A 23,560-nucleotide genomic window follows, 5' to 3' on the forward strand; every position below is an offset into this window, starting at 1 on the left:
ATAAACTATAAATATATAATGTTTTTAAGAGTATCTAATATTTACGATATATGCAATCTCAAACAGTAGATAACCTGGATGTATATACTTTCTTATCTAATATCTATGGCATGGATATTTATGGTGTCGATAAGCCGTTTCAGAGGGTGTTGCAGTATTTCCTTAGTAGAGTTCCGAAGCTAAATGAGTTGGGGTTATTTGCTGGTCGAGAATTGCTTGAGGTTACGGATTATGTGGATAAATTATCGAGGCCTAAGCACATCATGTGGGATATAAATGGTAATAGGGTTGATAGGGTTTGGTTAAATCCTGCCGAGAGGTATGTTCTTGAGAGGTTGATCTATGATTTTGGTATAAATAAGCCTCCGTATAGGGGTGGTAGTTGGCATGAGCATTATGCCATGGGCTTCCTCGTATCCGACCCCGGCCTTTACTGTATAATCACGATAACTAATCAAACGGCCTATGCCCTCTACAAATACGGTAGTGATGATTTAAAGAAGTACGTACCTAGGCTTATTGGTGAGGATAAACCTCCCTATTTTGGCGCTACCTGGTTCACAGAGGTTCAGGGAGGTAGTGACTTGGGTGCTAACACAACTATGGCGAGAATGGAGGGTGGTGTATGGAGATTATACGGTGAGAAGTATTTCGCCAGCGGTGTTGGTTTGGCGGATATAGCGTTAGTATCTGCAAGGCCTGAGGGTAGTAAACCTGGTGCAAAGGGTTTGGCATTGTTTGCGGTGCCTCGTGTAGACTCAAGAGGTAACCTTAACTTCATTGTTAGGAGGTTGAAGGATAAAAGCGGTACAAACTCGGTACCGACAGGTGAGGTTGAGTTTCACGGTTCTGAGGCATACATAGTTGGTGATTTGCCCAATGGTATTTACTACATAATGGAGGATTTGATGGTATCAAGATTAGCGAATGCCGTGGGTGCGATAGGCGTTGCTAGGAAGGCTTATCTTGAGGCGTATGAGTATGCGAATAAGAGAAGGGCTTTTGGTAAATTATTGATTGAGCATCCACTTGTTATTAGGGACTTAATGGATATGGAAGTAACACTTGAGGGTGCCATGGCATTGACATTCAAGGCCATTGATGAGTTTGATAAGTCATGGCATGATAATCCACCATACAGTGAGCGTTATCACTATGCGAGATTGCTAACGCATATTGCTAAGAATGTTACTGCTGACGCCGCAGCATACATAACTAGGTTGGCTATGGAACTTCACGGAGGCATTGGATTCCTAAGCGAGTACCCTATTGAGAGGTGGCATAGAGAGGCTTTGATAACACCTATTTGGGAGGGGACGAGTAATATACAGGCATTAGACATGCTCGAGGCAATGAGCAAGAAAAATGCACATGTTGTATTAATTAATGACCTGGAAAACATCGTAGCCTCCATAAAGGAGAAGGATTATCATAATATTGCTGAGTCTGCAATGAATATTATGAGGACTGCATTGCAGGACATTACATCATTAAGCCCTGTGGAGACTGAGTTTAGGGCTAAGGATATCCTAACTACACTTGGGCATGCGATATCAGTGATCGTATTGACAGACATGGCTGATAAGCTTAGCCTGGAGAGATACGCAGTAATTGCTAGGTTATACCTGGATAGGTACTTGAGGGGTGGTTATAGGGTTGGTTCCTTAGGCCTTGGTAAGAAAATTGTGGATCTTAAGGAAGAGGTGGTATCATATGCCTAATGAACTAGGTTTTACAGTCCACCATGTAATAAGAAGGGCCGCTACATTATGCCCAGATGTTGAGGTTGTTTGGGGAAAGGGTGAGCTTGGTTATGGCGATGTGTATAGGCGCGTCATTTCATTAGCCAATTCATTGTTATCGTTGGGCATACGTAAAGGGACGGTAATAGGCGTTGCAGACTGGAATACCTTACCAATGTTCGAAATACACTACGCAGCAGCAATGATCGGTGCCGTAGTATATCCGGTCAATATAAGGTTACCGCCGGATCAAATAGCGTATACGATTAAAGTCGCTGAGGTGGAGTGGTTATTTTACTCGGAGGATTTTGCCGCATTAAGTAAATTAGTAAGTAAGGATAAGACCGTGAGTTTAGGATCGACATGCAACGCTAGGTATTGCTATGATGACTTAGTTAAGAATAGGGAGTCTAAGGAACCTGAGGTTGAGGTTTCAGGTAATGATTACTTCTCGATATTATTTACTTCCGGCACAACAGGGCTTCCGAAGGCCGTCAGATATACACACGAGAAAATAATCCACGGTGCATTAGCAATAGTGTATCAACTTGGTCTTTACAACACACCAGCTAGTTTACATCAAGGCGATGTTATAATGCCATTGATACCATTTTATCACATCCACTCCTGGGGTAGTTTTATACATGCACCGTATCTATGCAATAAATACGTATTGATGGGTAGGTTCACCCCAGACAATGTATTGACATTGATTGAGAGGGAGAAGGTCACCTGGATAAATGCTGTACCCACCATGGTCTACATGTTAATAGAAGCGGCAGAGAAACTGGGCAAACTATATATTAAGGAACCTAAAGGCCCTAGTTGGCGGCATGCCCATAAGTAGCGGTCTTGCTAAAAGAATGCATGAATTGGGCATTAGGTTCTCATCAATATATGGAGGTACAGATATGCTTGCAACATCAATATCAATCGCCCCCAATAAGTACAATACAGTAGATGAATACCTTGACTATCTACGATTAACGACACACCCTGTTCCCTTTGTTGAAATAAGGATTGTTGAACCAAGTACTGGTAAGGATGTTGGACTCAACCAAGTGGGTGAAGTTTGGATAAGGGCACCCTGGTTACCGTATGAGTACTACAAAGACCCTGATAAGACCAAGGAGAGCTATGTCGGTAGTTGGTTCAGGACGGGTGATGTCGGTATGGTCACTAGCGACGGTGGATTAAGAGTATTTGATAGGTTGAAAGATGTTATTAAGAGCGGTGGTGAGTGGATACAAACAAGTATACTCGAGTCAATAATATCGAACATACCTGGGGTTGAGCTTGTAGCTGTAATTGGTAAGCCACATGAAAAATGGGGTGAGAGGCCTATAGCAGTAGTTAAGCCTAGGGAGAGTTACAACCTAACTAAGGAAATGATATATGATGCGTTAAATAGGGAGGTGGCTTCAGGAAGAATACCAAAGTGGTGGATACCCGATGACATCGTGTTTACTAGCAATATACCCTTAACAAGTACGGGTAAGATAGATAAGAAGGAACTACGAAGAATATTAGGTATGTAATATATTTATTTAAATTAAAATTATTTATTCATACTCATTATAAAGTCATAACCCAAATTTAATGCGTATATGTTTTTGTTTATCACATCCTCTATGTTGATTTTCCTTCCTATTAGGGATTCTCTGAAGTAATTGATCACTACGTGTTTTGCTATATCAATTGTTAATTTATCCCTCAATAACGAATTCGTACTTAGTAGTGCTATTGCTGAGCCAAGGGCTATCATTGATGAGTACACATCCCCACCTAGCTTCCTAGCGTTAGCTAGGATGTCAAGTTCGTAATGCCTCTTACCCTGGCAGTTGTTTTGTTTATTCACGTACTTATCAATTATTAATGTGCCATCATCCTTAACGTATTTACAGTACTTATTATAGGCCTGCTGACTCAGGATAAGGGCTAGGTCTAGAGCCCTGGCCTTTGGGTAGTCAATCTCCTCATCGCTTATTATGACGTCGGAAATCGCATCACCTCCCCTGGTTTGGAAGCCGTAGGATGGGCTGTAGATCACGTACATGCTTGGGTCCGACTCAATGACAATTAATGCCAGTAACCTTCCTGCCGTAATCACGCCCTGCCCTCCAAACCCTGCGAATCGCACCTCAAGCCTCACTCCCCATCACCCCTCACAATGGTTATTGCGTAGTCTGGGCAGTATAGTTCGCATATTCCACAATCGATGCATTTCTCTATGTGCCTTGCCTCGGGTAGGAAGGCTCCGTAATCACCAATTACGTTGGATGCCTCGAAGACCTTTGTTGGGCATTTATCAACACATATGTAGCACCCCTTGCACAGGTATTTATCAACATCTATCTTCACGACCCTCGCCTTAGCCCTCACCATGCATCACCCTCCCAACCTTACTTATCATGCTCCAAACGATTTCCTCATACGTTGGTTTTTCGTAGTCGGCGAATTTGCCTATTGTTATTTTCTCGCCGTACCTGGGCTCGCTTGATATCTCGGTTATTCTTAGGTAGTAATCCATTATCTTCGATGGCCTATCGACACCGATGACGTACCTGCCCTGATAGACGGGACATTGGGAGAGGCATTCCAGCAGTCCGAAGCCTTTGTGGAGCAGTAACTCCTTGATTGATTGAATGCATTGTCTAGCCAGGGCAACAGTCCACCTGGCAACATAAGTCGCACCTAGGGAAACGGCTAGTTTGCAAGCGTCTAGTGGTGGTTCTGGATTACCGTAGGGTGTTGTGTGGGTTATGGCGTTTATGGGCGTTGTCGGTGCAACCTGCCCGCCGGTCATTCCATAGAGCATGTTGTTGATTAGTATGACCTTTACACCAACATTCCTCCTTATCGTGTGTATGAAGTGGTTACCACCTATTGATAGTAGGTCACCATCCCCCGCAAATACCACTACCTCGGCGTCAGGTCTTACGAGCTTTATCCCAGTGGCCACCGAGAGTGCCCTACCATGTAGTGCACGTACAATATTGTACTTAAGCGGGATTGGGGTATTTCCCGAACAACCAATCCCAGTTACTATGTATAGTCTGGAGTCGTCGAATTTACCCTCCCTCTTCAACTCGTCAATCGCCCTAACGAAGTACCCAAGAATTATACCATTGCCACAGCCTGGGCAGAAAATGGTTCTCCTCTTCCCCTGGGCATACTCACTCCTTAGGTACCTCTGTATTAGTGGGTTCATTCGAGGACACCCCGGGCTGTGTTGTATATCTCCTCGGGTGTTGGCATTTCACCACCAAGCTTCGGTAGCGGAATTACGTTGTAACCAAGGGTCTTGAAGACCTCAGCCATATAGCCCGAGTTCATTTCTGGAACGATGATCGTATGGACACCATCAAGCTTACTCCGTATTAGTTGTGATGGGAATGGCCACAGCGTTATTAGGCGGAGGTAACCAACCCTATACCCATCACGCCGAAGCATCTTGACCGCGGCCAACGCTGACCTCGCTGAGCAACCGTAGGATGCAATGAACACCTCTGGGTTGTCGCTGTTGAACTGGACATCGACCCTAGCTATCCTATCCACATTATCCCTAATCTTATTAATCAACCTCCATAGAGCCTTTGCTGATAATTCGGGGTCGTTGGCCACGTTGTAACCCCTCTCATCATGGAGCTGAGTCTCCAATAGGAAGCCCTCGCCGTTCTGCGGTGTTGGTGTTACGTGAGGGAGTACTGGATATTCGCTGGGTCTGGTATGTATATTTTCTCCCAGAGGTGTGCCGTGACTTCCTCGGTCAACAAGATGACGAGTGTTCTATACTGCTCCGACAGGTTCACGGCATCGATTGTTAAGTAAAACATCTCCTGAACATTGCCGGGACTCAGCACTATTATTTCGTAAGAGCCATGGGAACCATACCTAGCCTGCATGACGTCCTGCTGTGACGGGAGTGTTGGTTGTCCCGTGGATGGACCACCCCTCTGAACATCAACTATAACCAAGGGAACCTCTGTGTTCACGGCATAACCAATACCCTCCTGCATTAGGGAAAAACCCGGGCCGCTAGTGGCGACCATGGCCTTCCAACCGGCCACCGAGGCACCAATAGCCATGTTTATCGCCGCTAACTCATCCTCAGCCTGAACAAAGATACCACCAACCCTAGGCAATAACTGGGACATATACTCAGCGATTTCCGTGGCGGGCGTTATTGGGTAGCCGGAGTAAAATCGAACACCTGCGTATATGGCACCACGCACCAAGGCCTCACTACCCATCATCAACGAATACCTACCCATCAATAGCGAAATATAGTCATTGTATATAAATATATCGATATAAAGACTGATAGAATTACCATGACTACGATAGATTCGAGGATTGATTTACTGAAAGCCTTAAAATAACCAGGGATAAAACCATATTGTGGGACATATATGGGTAAATGTAAGGATAGGTAATGAGGATAGATTGAAAATAATTGAGACGAGGGCGCTCGTAGATACTGGAGCAACGCTGACCGTCGTGCCGAGGAGTATAGCCAATGAGTTAGGACTTAGGATTACCGCTAAATCAAGGGTAATGACTGGCGCAGGTGTTATTGAGGTTGATAGGTCCAGGGCATTCATCGAGCTCGAGGGCAGGTCGGAAATAGTCCCTGTGGTTATCTCTGACGTAATCGATAAGGTCCTCATTGGCGTAACAACACTGGAGATACTCGAGCTTGAGGTGGACCCGGTGACTGGGAGGCTCAGGGAGGGAAGGCTACTTCTTTATTGATTGCCTATGTATTGCAGGCTCGGTAGTGAGTATTGGGTTTAATGCCTACTTTATGAGGTCCATGCTCATGTCGATTGATTTATAACTATGCGTCAGGGCCCCTATCGACACGACATCGACGTATCTAGCGTACTCAATCACGTTATCCTCATTAATGCCTCCGGACGCTTCAAGGATAATCCTATCCCTCAAGCCCCTCCTCACCAATTCCTCATGCACCTTAGCCACATCGCTGGGTTTCATGTTGTCCAGCATTATTATGTCGACCCCCAACTCCGCAGCCTTAATGGCATCCTCCGCTGTTTCTACCTCAACCTCTATCTTCACCGTGAAGGGAGACCTCTCCCTAGCCAGTATTATTGCCTTCTCGAGACTCCCAACAGCCCTTATATGGTTGTCCTTTATCAACACGGCATCGCTAAGGCTGAACCTGTGTGGGTCACCGCCGCCGATGGCCACGGCCTTCTTCTCTAGGTATCTAAGGAATGGCGTCGTTTTCCTCGTGGCGGCCACCCTGACCCTTGGGTTCACATTCCTGGCCCTCTCGAGTATCCTCCTCGTCATCGTGGCTATGCCCGAGGCCCTCATGAGCACGTTCAAAACAACCCTCTCAACCTTGAGTAAATCGGGTTTTTGACCCCTAATTATCAACACGCAATCACCTGCCTTAGCCACATTGCCGTCGCCCCTTAGTACCGTGAATTCTAGCCCGAGTAACCTAAGGAGTTCGGTCACCTCCTCCATGCCAGCTACTACGCAGTCCTCCTTAACCCTGACACAAGCCTCTCCATACTCGTTAGGTACGATTACGCTTGTTAGGTCCCAGAATGGGTCGTCCTCCCTCAAAGTGTCCAGTAATTTATATGCGAACAACCTAGTCTCTATCATGCCTCATCACCGCACCTAAATAATATGTGGAACTTCGTCCCCGACCAACTCGGGTAATCAACCCTGTAATGAACACCAACGCTCTCCCTCCTAATCATCGCCGCCTTGGTAATGAGGCTCGGCAGTAACGAGCCCTCAAGCTCATCAATAGCCCTCCTAAGCCCATCCTCACTCCTCACGATACCGACATATCTCCACAACACATCTCTGACGCGCCCTATATCCACATAACTCGCCAATCTACACCTCGTATGCGCAACAACATCGTACCTGCCGATCACGGGATATCTCCAGGTATCACCGCTATAATAGGCCCTGAACGCCCTAATGACTAGATAGCCCTGTACGAGAGCTTCCAGCAGGCTGTTACTGGCTAGTCTATTGGCGCCGTGGAATAGAGATGATGAGGCCTCACCTATTGCGAACAACCCCCTAACACTTGTTCGACCCAGCGCATCCACTGTGATGCCGCCGATTGCGTAATGGGCCGCCGGCACAACGGGTATTAGGTCCTTACCTGGCCTAAGGCCGTGCGCCCTCAGAAAACTGCTTATTGCCGGGAACTTCTCCTCGAAGTCCTTAATGGGCGACACGTCTAGGTAAACACCGCCAGTCCTTACGAGTTCGTTATAAACAGCCCTGCTAACCACGTCACGCGGCGCTAGCTCTGCCCTTTCGTCGTACCTCCTCATGAAGTACTCGCCATCCTTATTAACAAGCCTTGCACCCTCACCCCTAACGGCCTCGGATATTAGGAATAGATCCCCATTAAGCATTGCAACCGTTGGGTGGAACTGCATGAACTCCAAGTCTCTGACCAAGGCGCCAGCCCTCATGGCGGTTTCAATACCCGAGCCATCCCCATCATTGGTACTGTATAGGTACAGCCCAGCATAACCGCCTGTGGCGAGCACAACCGCGTCGGCCTTTATGAAATCACCGTCGTCAAGCGTGATACCCACGACCCTGTTGTTATTAACCTCTATGCTGTCCAGCCTACCCTCAATCACCTGAGCACCAACCTCCTCGGAAACCCTCGTCAAGACACTCATCACAGCCTCACCAATTCTATCACCACCGATCCTAGCCCTAACAACCCTAGCCCTACTGTGACCACCCTCAAGGGACCTTCCCCTGCAGGGCTCAAAACCGTGCCTAATCAACCAATTAAGGACATCGCGCGCAAGCCCAATGTAGCTCCAGACAACCCCCTCATCATTCAGGTACCTGCCTGCCACGAGCGTGTCATTAACGTGAGCCTTAACGTCAGAGTCATCAATGGGTACAGCAATACCTCCCTGGGCCCTCCACGAACTACCGCCACGCCGATCTCTCGTTATTACAACGACATCGTCGACCCCGCCCTCCCTAGCTCTGATCGCCGCGCCTAAACCGGCAATCCCCGAACCAACAATCACAAGCCTCATATGCATCACCTAAACTCGAGCATTCTCATTATCGAAACCCTAGCCCTCTTGGCCAGGTCCTCGGGAACTCTCACGGGATAGACGAAATCCCTCAATGACCTATGGATCTTATCCAGCGTTATCAACTTCATGAACTCACAAACAGCATCCTCAAGGGCAGGCACGACCTTCGCATTCGGCACCTCCCTCAATATCCTATTGATTATCCCCGTCTCGGTGGCTATTACGAAACTGCCACCACCTGACGCCTTTACAGCCTTCACCATGCCCTGGGTCGACGCAACCCTAACCTTCACCCCCAGCTTCTCGGCATTCCTAAGTATGTCAACGGTCCCTGAGCACTCGGGATGGACGAGCAGTATGAAGCCCCTATTCTCCATTGCTGTCCTAGCGAGGACTTCATACGTGATTTTATCATGGACGTAACAGGAACCGTTCCAGACGTAGAGGTTGTCCCTACCCGTGACGTACCTTATGTAGTTGCCCAGGTTCTTATCGGGTACGAAGAGTACTGGTCTATCCCTGGGTATCGACTCAACTATTTTGTGGCAGTTGGCTGAGGTGCAGACGTAGTCCGAGACTGCCTTAACCTCGATTGACGAGTTTATGTACGTAACAACAACACCGTTGGGGTGGTCCCTTCTCCACCTAATTATGTCCTCAGCCCTGACGGAGTCAACTAATGTGCAGCCCGCCCTGGTGTCTGGTATTAAAACGAGCTTGTCAGGATTTAACACGGCGGCTACCTCAGCCATGAAGTACACGCCGGCGAAGACTATGATCTTAGCATTAGTCCTAGCCGCCTCAAGGGACAAATCCAGCGAATCGCCGAGGAAATCAGCTACCGCCTGAACCTCAGGTCTCTGGTAATTATGGGCTAGAATCACGGCATCTCTCTCCCGCTTAAGTCTCAACACCTCCTCGACCAAGCCTTGCATTGAGTAATGTGGGTGTCAAGCCCTGGGAATAAGTATACATGTGCAAGAAAGGCAATCAGTTAATTAAGCCCATCACGTTTAATGCGGCAAAAAAGGAGGTTTAAGTTTAAATTAAGCACAATTTTTAATGACTTCATCGTTAATTTACTTCCTGGCCCTTGATCTAGTCAACACTAGGAGTATCACTGCTATTACGGCCACGATAATTATTATCGCTACGATAACAATGAACAACTGATCACTACCTAGTACATTTAAGTTCGTTGACTCGGAACCACTGGTTTGCGGCGCTGGTATTGTTATGTTTAGTTCGTGAAGTTCTCATTAGTTAGGTAGTAGGTGTATGTTCTCATGATCTGTTCATTACGTATTGTAGCGTTCACAGTTATTACAACAATGTCGTACTTCCCAGGCAATGGCTGCGGCAGCTGTGGTATTTCTGCAACACCCTGCCCATTAGTGCTTACCTGACCCATTGAGTAAAGCATCTGTGTATTGTACGACTGAGTAAACTCCATGTACGTTAACGACGCATTACTCAACGGACCAAGCCCCTGCACCAAGACCCTAACCTGGATAACACCCTCATTGGCAATGGCACTTACTGCTAAAACTGCGACCACAACCAACGTTAACGCTACCACATACTTACAAAGTCCTCCCTTGCCAATCACGGGCTATGGATCGAGCAGTATTGAAATATAAGCACTACACCACGTACCTACCTAGTTCGCTTAAGGAAGGTAATTATTACAATATCGCAACCAGTGGATAGTACACATATAAAGTACATACTCATTAATGACCACAAATTTCAATAATGAGTGAATAAGTAGGTTCTAGAAAAAGAATCGCCGTAAAAGAATGAAGACTTAAGTATGTTAGTGCAGGTAATAACAGGGAGATATCACTAAATCAATAGTAACCACAGGGAAGATCTATAAGTAACTAAGGGAAAAATAACCAATTATGTGGGTAATTACATTCAATTTTTAAATTCAACTCGGCAAAGACGATCAAGACTTTACCCAACATAGGCGAGGCTTAATCCCTTTCCATCATTGGCTAAATCTTATTCTAACTACTGGATCCACTATCTCGTATGTCCCGTGCCCACTCCTTTTGATTATGCTGAGCTTAACCAGGTTGTTGAAGACCCTACTCACCTCGGTGGGCTGTACATACTTACCAAGCCTAGCCGATACGTAATCCCTAATCTCACTAAACCTAGTCCTACCCCTCGCCAAAGCCTCAAGCACAGCCGCGTAATACCTCGACCTACTTAGGAGGTACCTTAACTCCTCGTTGATTAATGCCAATGCCTCGTTATATACCTCCACAGGCTTGACGCCCCTAACGGCCCTCATGTAGCCGTAGTATATTAACCAACCAACAATGCCATCGAGCCTATCAACGACCTCCTTAACCTCATCCTCATCAACATCGACACCGTACTGCCTAAACCCAAGTCTCAAGAACTCCATGGACTTCTCCCTACTGAATGGCTCGAGGGTTAGCTCATCCACTATCCTACCATACAGCGGCGACCTCACATCATTAAAACCTATGAAGTCATGGAGAAGACCAACCTCTGAACCTGTGAGGATAACCTTTACGTTGCCTAGGTTATCATAGACGTAGGCGAGCACGAGAGCCATATCCACCTTACCATGCCCCTTAAGTAGCCTAAGCCATTGGGCCTCGTCAATGGCTAGGACAAACCTGTCCAGGCTCTCTGAAATCTTACTCAATAAATCCGTGAGGTAAACCTTCCCCTGCTCAATATATATTGATAAATCAACACCACTACCAAGTACGTGAACGCCACGTAAAGACCTGGCAATCCTACGAATAACATCCTCAAGCCTAAACCTAACAGCAACCTCGCTTAGGCACCTCGAGACCAACCCATACAACCTCCTAACCGATAAGTATACGCCTAATACCGTAAATCACCAACAACCTAGACGAACCACTAAGGAAGTTGCTTATCCTGCCCAGCTCCTCATCCCTCCCGAATAAATCGGCCCTACTCTCCTTCGGACCTGGGTCGAAAAGCACTAATTCACACCCCTGTTAATTGTTGACACCCCTGTTAATAACCCTTCTTTTCGGAATGCCCTCACGGGAAAAAGCATTATTATTTAAGCATTATATGTAGGTATCTGTGACATTGAGCCACGCACATCCATGGCGAGACACCACACAATACACAAAACTTAGGCTAGAGGAGGCAATGCAGGAAGCGGAGCTAGCCCTCAAGTTCCTTGACCAGGGTCTTCATAGGAATGCCTCAGGGAAGGTCTTCCAGGCATGGAAGGCTGTGGTATCCGCCGCAGCTGCAAAAAACAGGGAATTAATTGCCAAGCATTACACGGGCATTGTTAAGGACAGGATCGGCAAGGTCAGATCCAGGGCAGACCTCATAATAGCCCTAATGCCAACAACAAGGCTGAGGGAGGTAGCATCAATACTTGAGGAGGTTTACGGTAAGGAGATGGTCCACCTCACAGACCTTGCGCTTAACCTACACGAATTCCAACACAACGGTTTAGACACGGAGAGTGCGGTGAGTAGGTACACGAACCTAAACGATGTTGAGAAAGACATTAGGTACCTGGCCGAGAAGACCATTGAATGGGTTAGGCGATTGGGCCAGGCGTAATTATTCAAATAAGTATAAATAACCCAAAACAAATCCTAATTAGGTAATGAGTACATTCACCGTGAAGGTAATCATCTGGAACCCAACGAACCCCATAAACAGGGTTGAGGTATAGCTCGTAGTCAATATAGGCACAACGTACACGGTAATATCAACATCAACACTCAATAAGCTCGGCATAAACCCAACCAGGACAGTTCAAGTAATGCTCGCCGATAACAGGGTAATCGAGAAACCAATGGGCGAGGTAGGGATAGAGATAGAGGGCTACAGAGCATCCGCAACACCAGCAATATTCGGGGACGAAGGAATCAACCTACTGGGTAGCGTAACCATGGAACAACTCAGACCAGCACCAGACCCAGTATTGAAGAGGTTAAGGCCAACAGAGGCACTACTAATGTTTTTATCGAATTCAAGCTAGTAAGTAATTTTTAATGAAAATGAAAAAGAAGGTGTGTTTTATATTAATCATGCCGCTATCTTCAGCGTTTTCTTCTTGACTATATCGTTAAGTCTTGTGAAATGTATCACAAATGGTCTATAGGCTAGGTGGGGCCATTTTTGCTTGCGATAGAGATTATATAAATTATATAGAGTACTTCTTAATAAAAAGATGGGAATATCTAATACATGCCAAGAATTCCATCAAAAGACGAAATCAAAGACATTGCTTATAGGGTGAACATTCACTTAACCGATGAGGATCTTGATGCTATACAGCATGTTTTTGGGCTACTAATGATATCTTATGATGCATTAGATAAGATATCTGATACCGTATCCCACACTCTTCGTGCGTCGTATTCAAGATCCTGGAGGAGACCTAGTCCTGATGAGAACAGGTTCGGCGCCATAGCATTTATAACGGATATTAAGGGTGAGGATTCTGGAAAGTTGAGTGGTAGGAGGATTTGCGTTAAGGATAATATAATGGTTGCTGGTGTTCCGATGCTTCACGGTACAAGTATTCTTGAGGGTTTTGTACCTGAGATTGATGCTACAGTTGTCACTAGGGTACTTAGGGAAGGTGGGTATATTGCTGCTAAAACAACATGCGAGGCACTAAGCTTCTCTGGTGGTAGTAATACATCGTACCCAATGCCTGTTAGTAATCCCATCAACCCAGAATATATGAGTGGTGGATCATCTAGTGGTGCTGCAGTTGCTGTTGCAGCGGGTTACTGTGACATGGCCATTGGTGCTGACCAGGGTGGTTCAATAAGGGTTCCAAGCGCGTGGACTGGTATTTATGGGCTTAAGCCAACGTATGGTTTAGTACCATACACGGGTATATTTACGATAGAGCCTACACTCGATCACGCCGGACCTATGGCACGTAATGTAAAAGACCTGGCATTGCTTCTTGAGGTTATAGCTGGTAGGGATGGTCTAGATCCAAGGCAACCAAGTGATTTACTCAATCCTCCGGTTAAACCATACGCGAACCTATTAACGGGTAATGTTAAAGGGCTTAAGATTGGTATTGTTAAGGAGGGGTTTGAGTGGCCTGTCTCTGAGGAGGACGTTAATAAATCGGTTAGGGATTTTGCTCTCAAATTAAGGGACCTTGGCGCAATCGTCGAAGATGTATCAATACCCATGCATAAACTTGGTTATGCCATATGGACCCCTATAATGATTGATGGAACCATAGCAAACATGGTATTTGGTTCTAGTGTTGGTTGGGGAAGAGGTGGTTACTTCGAGGCACAATTGGCCGAATTCTTTGGTGATGCTATTAAGAATAGGGCGGATGATTTGCCATTAAATGTTAAGGTTGGCATTCTCCTTGGTTATTACGCAATAACTAGGTACAACAACAAGTACTATGCAAAAGCCAGGAATCTTGCCTTTGACCTTAGAAGGGCATACGATGAAGCACTAAATAAATATGACGTATTATTAATGCCAACCACACCCCAAAGGCCCATGAAGCTATTGAGTAACCCAACACCAGAGCAATTCCTATTAATGACAGCAGGTATGCTCTACAATACGGCACCATTCAACGTTACGGGACATCCCGCATTAACAATCCCATGCTGTAAAGTTGATGGTTTACCAATAGGTGCTATGGTTATAACAAAGCATTTCAGCGATGAAAAATTGCTGAATTTGGCGTATGCGGTAGAAGCGAATAAAATAACTATATAATATATAGTTATAAAGTTTATAAAGAATTTAATATTTTTGTATAGTTGATGTCGGATTTTTGGAGATCCAGGAGGGTTGAGTTGGAGATTGATTTTAGGGATTATCAATTAACTATTGATAAGATTCTCAGGTATGGCATTATGATCGCCCCTGAGCAACTTATTGAGTATGCACCGCCTAAGTTACCAATTAAGCAGTACATATATGGTGAGTTTTATGAACGCGTTAATAAGCTTGGTTATGTACTTGAGGAGTTTGGACTTAGGAGGGCTGAGAGACCTAAGGATATGGGTAGTAGGGTTGCTGTTATGGATTGGAATAGCACGAGGTATCTAGAGCTTATGTTCGCCGTGCCAATGTATGGTGCAACGCTGTTTACAGTAAATATTAGGCTCGCTCCTGAGGAAATAATCTACACGATGAATCTCGTAGAGCCTGAGATCCTATTCATACACACGGACTTTCTACCACTACTCAATGCAATATTAAGTAATGTTAAGTCCATAAGGAACATTGTCATAATGAGCGATGAGATTACGGTAAAGGGTAGTGGTGAGGTTCCTAAGGTTACGGTACCCAGTGGTGTTGGTGTATATGAATATGAGGAAATAATGAAGGATAAGAGGACGCAGTACTCATGGCCCGAGATAGATGAGCACGCTGTTGCTGAGATCTTCTTTACATCAGGCACTACGGGTAGGCCTAAGGGTGTTTATCACATGCATAGGCAGGTGGTCGTGGGTACCATGCAATTATTAATAGCTGAAATGGAGTACCCAGCTAGGATCTCCAACAGAGATATTCAATTAATAACAACCCCCGTATTCCACATCCTTGGATGGTTACACCCATACGAGAGCACCCTCATTGGTGCTAGGATAGTGTTCCCGGGTAGGTATGATTGGACTTACATAACAAGGCTCATTCATGAGCGATACATACCGGAGGCGCAGAAGGTTGGTGGTAGGGTTGTTGCCAAGGGTGTTCCAACAATGCTTATTTCAATAATTGATAACGCCAAATCCATGGGAATAAGTAGCCTTAAAGGGTTTGCCTATGGGTATGGTGGCCAGGCATTACCTGTTGCCGTTTATGAGGAGGCTAAGAAGATGGGTATTGAGATACTAACGGGTTATGGGCCTTCGGAAACACTGACGGCGATAACCAGGATGATTTATATACCAAGGCTTTGGATGCGTATGGGACTTAATGATGAAAGGCTTAGGGACTACTTCGTTATAGATAATTCGCTTGGTGTCCCAGTACCCTTATCCCTCGTTAAGGTCGTTGATGAGAAGGGTAATGAGTTACCGTGGGATGGGAAACACATGGGACGCTTAGTATTTTATTCACCAACAATAACGAGGGAGTATTATAAGGATCCAGAAAAGACTGAGCATGCCTGGAGATTTGGGTACTTCGACGTTGATGATTTAGTGGCTATTGATGGACATGGCGGTGTATTCTTTGTTGATAGGGAGAAGGACGCTGTCAAGAGCGGTGGTGAGTGGATACCATCATCGAGACTCGAGATGTTCCTATCCACACACCCAGCAGTTAAGGAGGTCGCCATTGTTGGCGTGCCACACCCAAGATGGATAGAGAGACCAGTTGCCATAGTAGTTCTAAAACCTGAGTATGAGGGTAGGGTAAGTGAGGAGGAGCTGAAGGAATACCTACAGAGGGAGTATGTGGATAAGGGTTTGATGCCAAAATGGTGGGTTCCAGACAAGGTAGTATTCATAAAGGGTGAGGAAATGCCCAGAACATCGACAGCAAAGATTGATAAGAAGGTATTGAGGGAACGCTACAGAAACATCCTACAAAGCCCTCAATAACACCTCCCTAATGGCGCTTGGTATTTGGACCTTAAAACCCTGCTTATCCACAGTTACATAAACTATGTATCCCCTCGATGCTAATTGACCATTGGCATAAATCTCAAATTGGAACGTTATGCTGGTATTTCCAACCTTAACAACCTTAGTTTCCGCCATAACCTCATCACCATACCTAATAGGTCTCTCATAATCGCAATGAGCGGACACAACAGCAAGATCAACACCTAAACTCTTGAGTAAATTAAAGTCAATACCTCTCTCCTTAAGGAATTCCGTAACGCCCTCATCGGCGTACACAAGATGTCTGGCAAAATAGACGATGCCCATCTCATCAACATCCGAATATCTAACCTGAACCCTAAACACAGCATTATGCATAATTAATTATTGTTATAGTTTTCGGTTAACGGTAACAGTGTAATTTACATGAATCATTTTAGCATTCAGTTTGATAAAACCGAGAAATAAAAACGGAGAAATACGAGAAGTTGAGTATGAAATGGGCACTTAATCATTACATACGCAATGCGTAAACCTGCCAATAAGTAGCGTAGGGCCTGTGGAATTAATACATATATAATATATAGATGATGCATTTAAATTAGGGCATGCCTTCATAATCCGTGTTGTCTATTGATAATTTGAAGGTTCTTGGTCGTGAAGTTAGGGCTAGATTGGGCTTACGAACATACCCCATTGGTGTTAAATTCTGTATAGAACCCTGCGATTTAAGCGGATTTAAAAGGCCGAGGGATTATGGCGTTCGTATGGCTGTCTGCCAGGTGATAAATATTTCTAGAGTTTATGGCTGGCCCATGGCCTTCACACTTGACGACATGTTTTGCATGGGCGGCGCCTACCTATTTGGGCTTACGCCAGAGTATCCAAAGTTTCTTGAGGAGGCACCTAATTGGCACACATCAAGTGATGATGCGAAGAAATACATCATGCAAAGGTTTCAAGAGAGAGCCTTACCTCAGGGTAGCATTAAGGCAGTTTTGGTGGCTCCTTTGGAGAAGATAACATTCATGCCCGATGTTATTGATATCTATGGAACGCCAACACAGATATCGGCAATCGCCAAAGCCCTGATCTGGCATGGAATCTTCCCAGAAACAGGATTTATAGGGTTATCATCATGCTCCTTCATTACTAACGCACATAAGACCAGGAAACCCCAAATAAACCTACCATCATCAGGTGAGGTTGCGTGGGGTAGGACGGAGGAGGATGAAATAAGCATGATAATACCTGTGGAGCACGTTGATAAAATCCTCAGTGGGCTAGATGGCATTAGTAGGATATACCCATACCCTGTACCAAAGTTCGCATTTTATGAGCCAAGACCACCAAGGGGCTACAAAATCACATATAAAGACTATGAGGAATGGAAAAAGCACACATAAGGCATTACAATCAGGAAACTCCCCGACCAACACCGATCATTAACAATAAGATCTTCCAACCCATATTAAAACATATACAATTAAATTAATGGGTAACGACATTGGCAGTACCGTGCCTAATTACGAAACCCAACAAAGGGAGTATTTTTAAATGCAATACCAATAATGCATTAATAACATGTCATTGGGCACAATTTACGAGAGAATTTCTCGAGCAGTTGACGGTTTAAAAGATGACATCGTAAATACACTAATGCACATAATAAGCATACCAGCAATAAGCCCAGACTACGGCGGCGAGGGCGAGCTGGATAAGGCCAATGCACTCCTTGAGATAATCAAGAACTGGGGCTTTGACGAGGTAAGGCGCATCGACGCGCCGGACAAGAGGGCTAAGGGTGGTGTTAGGCCGAACATACTCGCGACATACAGGGGCACGGACCCAAACGCGGGTAAATTATGGATTGTGGCACACCTAGATGTTGTACCACCAGGCGACCTAAGTGCCTGGACTGTGACGGAGCCCTTCAAGCCGAGGGTGGTCGGCGACAGGGTCTACGGTAGGGGTAGTGAGGATAATGGGCAATCACTCGTCGCGTCGCTCTACGCTGTGAAAACGATTATGGAGCTCGGGATTAGACCAAGGAGGACAATCGTGCTAGCACTCGTCAGTGATGAAGAGACTGGCTCGGAATACGGCATAAAGTACCTAATGAGGAACAACCCGGAGCTCTTCGACACAAAGGACTCAGCCCTAGTCCCAGACGCAGGGAGCAGCGACGGAAGCTTCATAGAGGTCGCCGAAAAATCAATACTCTGGGTCAAGTTCAGGGTAATCGGCAAACAAGCCCACGCAAGCACACCAAACAAGGGCCTAAACGCCCACGAAGTAGCAATAGCACTGGCATACCTACTAAAGAACACGCTAACCACAAAATATGAAATGAGGGACCCACTCTACGACCCACCTGAATCAACCTTCGTAATAACAATGGTGAGTAACCCATCAACATCACCAAACATAATGCCAGGAACACACGAATTCGTAATAGACTGCAGAGTACTACCCCAATACAACCTAGACGACATACTCAAGGACATGGACACCGTGGCGAACCTGGTCAAGGCGATCTACGGCAGGGTAATTGATGGGGAGCAATTACCAAGGATAGAGAGGGAGATAATACAGAGACTAGACGCACCAAAACCAACGTCACCAGACTCGGAAATCGTAAAAGCCCTAGCCAAAGTACTGAGGGAAACCAGAGGCATAGAACCAAGGATAGGCGGCATAGGCGGCGGAACATTCGCAGCCTACTTCAGGGCAATGGGCATACCAGCCGTAGTCTGGTCGACAATAGACGAGGTAGCACACCAACCAAACGAATACGCAAAAATACCAAACCTAATAAACGACACAAAAACAATAGCCACACTAATAACCACGCTCTAACAAACATCACCCACCAATCGCGATTAAGGCAAGGCCGGGAAACAACAACGACCACTTAAAAACCCACACCGCACCAAGCCACTACAGAACAGATATTGCCGCATTAACCCCCTGTTACCCTAGTTATTTCCAGCCTTGCCTCCCTCGGCATGTTTATTGGTGCATTTATTACCTCGAATGCGTACCTATGGCGCTTGGCACACTTTCTCAAGCACTCCCCATAAACCCTCAGACTCTTCCTAGTCTTGTACTCCTCATCAGGGTTTGTAATAGATTTTGCCTCAATTAAGTAAACACTGCCTATCTCCTTGCCATCGACCTTAACCACTAGGAAATCAACAAATTTCTGAACATCTACGTTATCACCAACGCATGCCTGTAGGCAAAGCAGCTCATTGATCAGGTCGATGAAGTCGTTGGTATCGACCCGAAAGGTCTTGGCGTGCTTGATCGAGGAGAGTACGGAATGTCTGCGGAGTATGCACGTCATCGTGTCCGAGTTAAAGAAGCAGTTCACATAATCAGTACTTACGGAACCTTCGCCTCCAAGGTCTTGCCTGAGCTTGGTCTCAATTAATGGGCAATTACTAATTAAATCCCAGGTACTACTCAGTCTCAGATTAAACACTAGGCTTGGTTCATGAGCCACCTCGCTGAGGTTAACGCCCTCTGGTAGTAGGATGTTTGTTTTGTCGAAAAGTTTCACTTTAAACCTCTCACAGGCAGCCCTCCTAACACTCTCATCCAGCGGTAACATGAACTTAAACATAGCATCACAGGGACTTAGGAAGTAAGGCTCATACCTAATCACAACATCATCGCCAAACTCATTGAGTATGTACTGCCTAGCAAGGAGCTCACTAACGCAAGCCCTGAGGTTATTCAATACACCATAAACAACATCATCACCCAACTTAACATTAATGAAATTACGAAACTCCCTCACAAAAAGCAATGAATAAATCAAGCTATAAAACATTGTTCTCGCTAGCCTTATCGATCTTACCCATCCATTAATAATATTCACGCCGTTTCTTCATCCTAACTCCCTCCGACGTACTTAACGAGGATATAATCAGCAACGCTGAACACGTGCTCGATAACATCTCTCAGGCATTTTCGCGTGGTTAAAGCTACAAGTGAGGCATTTTCCATCCTTGCACTGTTTAGGTTCGCGTTTCACTTCTTAAAAATGGTACCTCTGCCTAATTAATGGGTGCCTTTGTTGAGGTTGTACCTCGATGTCGAGACATACAGGCCAAATAAGGAGAGTGCTTTCATTAAAGAAAAGATAATAGCCATTGGGGTTATTGAGGACTGGACTAGGTATGACCCTGAATCCACAAGCATAAGGTGCGAGGAGGGTGAGGCATCCAGTGTCGGGTGTGTATTTCGCTTCTTCACAATATGGAGGAACAATAATGATGAGAGTGAGTTAGTGAGAAGTTTTTACAAGTACTTTATGGAGGTTAGGAATCGGGCAGACTTTATTGTTGTGGTTGGGTTTAATGTGCTTCGTTACGACATACCACTACTTATACAGAAGGGCTTTGAGCACGAGGTCGATTCCCTAGAAAGGCTTAATGCGCTTTGGCATGACACATTCGTGATTGATTACCTACAAACAACACTACCATTCAACAGAATGAAATTCAAGGACTTACGCCTAGAGAGGATGGTTGAGTTAGCTAGAAAGGCTAGTTTAGATGTTGAGGAGTTGCATGGTAGCGGTGAGGATGTAGTCAGGTGGTATGTGGAGGGTCACTATGATGATGTAATCGAACACTTGAGGAGGGATTTGGAGGCCGTTAGAGTCATAGACCTAAACTTCAGGGAGTTCTACGGCACATTAGTGAAAGCCCTTGAGCCTCAGTGACGTCATGTAGATATAGGGTTTCATACCACCTGCCTTACCTGAGTAAATGCCTTCCTGCGTGAATACGTCAGGTTTGAAGAGTAATGGCTTATTAATGCCAAGCCTATTTAATACTCCCAGCATGACCTCAGCAACGTCATTAACCATGTCCACCGCCAGGAAATTGGGTACGTAAACAATTACGGGTCTCTCACCACCCTCCCTCATACCAGGGGTCTTAGCGATATAATCCAACCCCCTCTCCCTAAGTCCATCAATGACGTTACGCATCACAACGCCTCTAAGCCCACTTGGTACAAAGACCATCCACTTACCACCCATTGAACCAAGCCTAATCTCAACCTGCTCATTATAAACCAATAATTACAGAATTACCAAAAATACAATATGACAAATCCCTATCAATCAAACCCCTGAGGAACTACACCAAGCTGATAAAATGATGATAACACCTGCCTTTTGGATCTCCAACCTCTAAAGATAGGCGGCACAAGGGCGAGGAGTTTCGATATAAGAAAATGAATTAAGTTATCTGTTCCTTAATTAGACTTAGTGTCTTTAATAAATCGTTAGCTTTAAACATTGTTATTTCTGGCACTATGGTTAGCATCGTTATCCAATTTACTTAATGTTGTAAGAAGGCATACTTACATGAATGTTTTTAATAAAATTATGAATAATTATGAATATCGGATTATAATGGTAGTCTCCACTTCTCTATTTCCTCCCTGGGTGGTTTCTCGTACATACCAATCCTACTCCATGTCCAACCCATACGTCTCTTAAGCTCAACTAGGAACTCCGCATATTTTAACGAAGCTATTATTGGATCAACAACAGGCACACCAACCTCCTTTTCAAGGTCTTTATAGAATCCAAAGAGTACTGTGCAGCCAAGGATTAATACCTCAGCCCCCTTATCAACGGCATTCTTAGCCGCCCTTATCAACCTCCTCTTCGTTTCCTCCACATCCTTATGGAAATCCCACACACCCAACTCCACAGACTCAAACGAAACGAGCTTATCCCTAAAACCGTATTTAACAACGTTTTGCTCCATGAGCGGTATCCACTTCCTCCTGCCAACAATTATGCTAAATCTATCACCCAGTGTGGATGCTATGTGCATTGAGGATTCACCTGGTGCCGTAATAACCATGTCACTTACCTCCCTAGCTTCATGAAGCCCAGGATCGTAGAAACAACCGATTATTGCTGCATCATACCCCCTACCCTCAAATTCCCTTATCACCTTAAGAACGTCAGGTATTACTAAGGCATCGTAACTGTAATACTCAAGATGCCAAGGTCCTTTCTCAAGCGATACAACCGTTATGTCGGTATCTGGCGATCTATAATTATCGAGAAACTCCTTCATAGGTTTGTCGAATGCGCTTGTACCAACAGGATTTATGTAAACTATTTTAATAACCATGCCAAATCACCTAACTCATTACCTCAATATTTTACCTCTAGTTTCTGGTAAGAATAAAGCTATTATTGCCGAGATCCATGCCGAGATCGCTATTGTTGTTACTACGGTTGTGAAAGTTATGCCATGTATTGCTAATAAGAGCCCTATAATGGTAGGGGCTATTGCATTACTGATCCTTTGGGCACCCGTTATCCAACCCATAAGCACGCCACGTATTGGTGTGGGGTACATCTCAGGTTCCCAGGCATCCCACACACCCCAAGCCCCTAGGTTGAAGAAGGATAATAGGACTAAGAACACGAGTAAATCCACTATTGTTGTTGATGATGCGAAGAAGTATGTGAACACGCCTGCTAAAGCCATAAACGATATGGTAGTTATCCTCCTCCCTAACCTCGTCTCAGCCAAACTTGCTGAGACAAAATAAGCTGGGAATTGTGCCAGGGCTGCGGCTATCACGAACTCTAGAGTGCCCACAAACGTTAGACCCTTAGATTGCAATATAGCTGCTATCCATGTGAATAAGCCCCAGTAGGCGAATGAGTAGAATATATTTACGAAGAATATTAACCACGTATTCTTCAGCAGGTCTCTCTTAAATAGTTCCAGCATATTACCCTTTTTCCTCTCTTCAACCTTCAACTTCGCATTCTCAACACCAAGCTTTTCATACAACTCATTACCAAGTATCCTCCTCAGCAATTTCTTAGCCTCGCTCTCCCTCCCAACAGCGACTAAGTAATAGGGTGACTCGGGGATTAACGAGACAGGTATCAACCATATCAACATAGCGGCAACACTTACTAAAATAACTCCCTGCCAATGAATCCATGGTTCTAAATAGGCAGCACCAACGGCCATCAACGTACCTATAGGCCATCCAGACGCCAAATACACAGTAACCCTTCCCCTAGATTGAACAGGCATGAATTCCTCAAGGTATGGGAATGGCTGCCCCATAACCAAAACTAGAAATG

The 23,560-nt window shown here is 45.2% G+C and carries 26 protein-coding genes and 1 pseudogene; 10 read left to right on the top strand and 17 right to left on the bottom strand.

The features are described from left to right. Positions 1-50: 50 nt before the first annotated feature. Together B7L70_RS04255 and B7L70_RS14265 are read left to right on the top strand one after the other, a co-directional pair. Positions 51-1,721, top strand: coding sequence for an acyl-CoA dehydrogenase family protein (locus B7L70_RS04255; RefSeq protein ID WP_081226655.1), 1,671 nt, complete (start codon positions 51-53; stop codon positions 1,719-1,721). Next, positions 1,714-3,280, top strand: a pseudogene (locus B7L70_RS14265) (AMP-binding protein). Before B7L70_RS04255 ends, B7L70_RS14265 begins: the two are co-directional and overlap by 8 nt. A gap of 20 nt (positions 3,281-3,300) precedes the next feature. Here B7L70_RS14265 and B7L70_RS04265 read toward each other — a convergent pair. Genes B7L70_RS04265 through B7L70_RS13720 form a run of 5 tightly spaced genes read right to left on the bottom strand, consistent with a single transcriptional unit; the run spans position 3,301 to position 6,016 of the window. Continuing rightward, complete coding sequence (locus tag B7L70_RS04265) at positions 3,301-3,894, bottom strand: 2-oxoacid:acceptor oxidoreductase family protein (protein WP_081226656.1); 594 nt, start codon at positions 3,892-3,894, stop codon at positions 3,301-3,303. Further along, complete coding sequence (locus tag B7L70_RS04270; RefSeq protein ID WP_081226657.1) at positions 3,891-4,127, bottom strand: ferredoxin family protein; 237 nt, start codon at positions 4,125-4,127, stop codon at positions 3,891-3,893. The genes B7L70_RS04265 and B7L70_RS04270 overlap by 4 nt, the downstream gene beginning before the upstream one ends. After that, positions 4,114-4,953, bottom strand: coding sequence for a thiamine pyrophosphate-dependent enzyme (locus B7L70_RS04275; RefSeq protein ID WP_081226658.1), 840 nt, complete (start codon positions 4,951-4,953; stop codon positions 4,114-4,116). The genes B7L70_RS04270 and B7L70_RS04275 overlap by 14 nt, the downstream gene beginning before the upstream one ends. Then, positions 4,950-5,402, bottom strand: a complete 453-nt coding sequence (locus B7L70_RS13715; protein ID WP_202908679.1) for a transketolase C-terminal domain-containing protein — start codon at positions 5,400-5,402, stop codon at positions 4,950-4,952. The genes B7L70_RS04275 and B7L70_RS13715 overlap by 4 nt, the downstream gene beginning before the upstream one ends. Before the next feature lie 32 nt (positions 5,403-5,434). Next, a complete protein-coding gene (locus tag B7L70_RS13720) occupies positions 5,435-6,016 on the bottom strand; it encodes a thiamine pyrophosphate-binding protein (RefSeq protein WP_202908680.1) in 582 nt (193 codons plus the stop codon). 127 nt (positions 6,017-6,143) lie between these two features. Here B7L70_RS13720 and B7L70_RS04285 point away from each other — a divergent pair, with 127 nt between their 5' ends. Further along, positions 6,144-6,497, top strand: a complete 354-nt coding sequence (locus tag B7L70_RS04285; RefSeq protein ID WP_081226659.1) for an aspartyl protease family protein — start codon at positions 6,144-6,146, stop codon at positions 6,495-6,497. A 45-nt stretch (positions 6,498-6,542) separates the two neighbouring features. Here B7L70_RS04285 and nadC read toward each other — a convergent pair whose 3' ends face one another. From nadC to B7L70_RS13255, 6 genes are all read right to left on the bottom strand, one after another. Further along, complete coding sequence (gene nadC, locus B7L70_RS04290) at positions 6,543-7,385, bottom strand: carboxylating nicotinate-nucleotide diphosphorylase (protein ID WP_081226660.1); 843 nt, start codon at positions 7,383-7,385, stop codon at positions 6,543-6,545. Next, complete coding sequence (locus B7L70_RS04295; RefSeq protein WP_162009092.1) at positions 7,382-8,812, bottom strand: L-aspartate oxidase; 1,431 nt, start codon at positions 8,810-8,812, stop codon at positions 7,382-7,384. Before B7L70_RS04295 ends, nadC begins: the two co-directional genes overlap by 4 nt. Before the next feature lie 5 nt (positions 8,813-8,817). Continuing rightward, complete coding sequence (gene nadA / locus B7L70_RS04300) at positions 8,818-9,750, bottom strand: quinolinate synthase NadA (RefSeq protein ID WP_081226662.1); 933 nt, start codon at positions 9,748-9,750, stop codon at positions 8,818-8,820. Between the two features lie 305 nt (positions 9,751-10,055). Beyond that, the gene (locus B7L70_RS04305) at positions 10,056-10,424 is read right to left on the bottom strand and encodes a hypothetical protein (RefSeq protein WP_081226663.1); all 369 of its coding nucleotides are present in this window, start codon (positions 10,422-10,424) and stop codon (positions 10,056-10,058) included. A gap of 384 nt (positions 10,425-10,808) precedes the next feature. Next, positions 10,809-11,657, bottom strand: a complete 849-nt coding sequence (locus tag B7L70_RS04310; RefSeq protein ID WP_162009093.1) for an ATP-binding protein — start codon at positions 11,655-11,657, stop codon at positions 10,809-10,811. Between the two features lie 13 nt (positions 11,658-11,670). Then, a complete protein-coding gene (locus B7L70_RS13255; RefSeq protein ID WP_162009094.1) occupies positions 11,671-11,811 on the bottom strand; it encodes a hypothetical protein in 141 nt (46 codons plus the stop codon). 106 nt (positions 11,812-11,917) lie between these two features. Between B7L70_RS13255 and B7L70_RS04315 the strand changes: the two genes are divergently transcribed. Further along, positions 11,918-12,415, top strand: coding sequence for a PaREP1 family protein (locus tag B7L70_RS04315; protein ID WP_255408842.1), 498 nt, complete (start codon positions 11,918-11,920; stop codon positions 12,413-12,415). Between the two features lie 39 nt (positions 12,416-12,454). On the opposite strand, the gene B7L70_RS13895 is transcribed toward B7L70_RS04315, so the two are convergent. After that, positions 12,455-12,595 carry a hypothetical protein gene (locus tag B7L70_RS13895; protein ID WP_238376095.1) on the bottom strand — a complete coding sequence of 47 codons (141 nt, stop codon included), beginning with the start codon at positions 12,593-12,595 and terminating at the stop codon, positions 12,455-12,457. 25 nt (positions 12,596-12,620) lie between these two features. On the opposite strand from B7L70_RS13895, the gene B7L70_RS13900 reads away from it, so the two are divergent. The 3 genes from B7L70_RS13900 (at position 12,621) to B7L70_RS04330 (ending at position 16,410) form a co-directional block, all read left to right on the top strand. Then, a complete protein-coding gene (locus tag B7L70_RS13900; RefSeq protein WP_238376096.1) occupies positions 12,621-12,839 on the top strand; it encodes a hypothetical protein in 219 nt (72 codons plus the stop codon). Between the two features lie 209 nt (positions 12,840-13,048). After that, a complete protein-coding gene (locus tag B7L70_RS04325; protein ID WP_081226665.1) occupies positions 13,049-14,572 on the top strand; it encodes an amidase in 1,524 nt (507 codons plus the stop codon). Between the two features lie 47 nt (positions 14,573-14,619). Further along, positions 14,620-16,410 (top strand): AMP-binding protein, encoded by a 1,791-nt coding sequence (locus tag B7L70_RS04330; protein ID WP_081226666.1) that lies wholly within the window; start codon positions 14,620-14,622, stop codon positions 16,408-16,410. Here B7L70_RS04330 and B7L70_RS04335 read toward each other — a convergent pair. Beyond that, positions 16,393-16,779, bottom strand: a complete 387-nt coding sequence (locus B7L70_RS04335; RefSeq protein ID WP_238376097.1) for a thioesterase family protein — start codon at positions 16,777-16,779, stop codon at positions 16,393-16,395. The genes B7L70_RS04330 and B7L70_RS04335 overlap by 18 nt on opposite strands. Before the next feature lie 257 nt (positions 16,780-17,036). Between B7L70_RS04335 and B7L70_RS04340 the strand changes: the two genes are divergently transcribed. Next, on the top strand, positions 17,037-17,819 hold the full coding sequence (locus B7L70_RS04340) for a DUF169 domain-containing protein (protein ID WP_238376098.1): 783 nt from the start codon (positions 17,037-17,039) through the stop codon (positions 17,817-17,819). A 178-nt stretch (positions 17,820-17,997) separates the two neighbouring features. Then, entirely contained in the window at positions 17,998-19,272 is a 1,275-nt protein-coding gene (locus tag B7L70_RS04345; protein WP_081226668.1) for a M20 family metallo-hydrolase, read from the top strand. A 103-nt stretch (positions 19,273-19,375) separates the two neighbouring features. Here the strand turns inward: B7L70_RS04345 and B7L70_RS04350 are convergent, their stop codons facing one another. Next, positions 19,376-20,218, bottom strand: a complete 843-nt coding sequence (locus B7L70_RS04350) for a hypothetical protein (RefSeq protein WP_081226669.1) — start codon at positions 20,216-20,218, stop codon at positions 19,376-19,378. Between the two features lie 279 nt (positions 20,219-20,497). On the opposite strand from B7L70_RS04350, the gene B7L70_RS04355 reads away from it, so the two are divergent. After that, positions 20,498-21,148: a hypothetical protein gene (locus tag B7L70_RS04355; protein ID WP_143701531.1), complete on the top strand. Its 651-nt coding sequence runs from the start codon at positions 20,498-20,500 to the stop codon at positions 21,146-21,148. Here B7L70_RS04355 and B7L70_RS04360 read toward each other — a convergent pair. From B7L70_RS04360 to B7L70_RS04370, 3 genes are all read right to left on the bottom strand, one after another. Continuing rightward, positions 21,122-21,508 carry a hypothetical protein gene (locus B7L70_RS04360; RefSeq protein ID WP_081226671.1) on the bottom strand — a complete coding sequence of 129 codons (387 nt, stop codon included), beginning with the start codon at positions 21,506-21,508 and terminating at the stop codon, positions 21,122-21,124. The two genes, B7L70_RS04355 and B7L70_RS04360, sit on opposite strands and share 27 nt — an antisense overlap. A gap of 334 nt (positions 21,509-21,842) precedes the next feature. After that, complete coding sequence (locus B7L70_RS04365) at positions 21,843-22,583, bottom strand: aspartate/glutamate racemase family protein (protein ID WP_081226672.1); 741 nt, start codon at positions 22,581-22,583, stop codon at positions 21,843-21,845. An 18-nt stretch (positions 22,584-22,601) separates the two neighbouring features. Next, positions 22,602-23,560 (bottom strand): MFS transporter (locus B7L70_RS04370; RefSeq protein WP_238376099.1); only part of this gene is annotated, 959 nt, incomplete at its 5' end.

This window comes from Vulcanisaeta sp. EB80 (assembly GCF_002078205.2).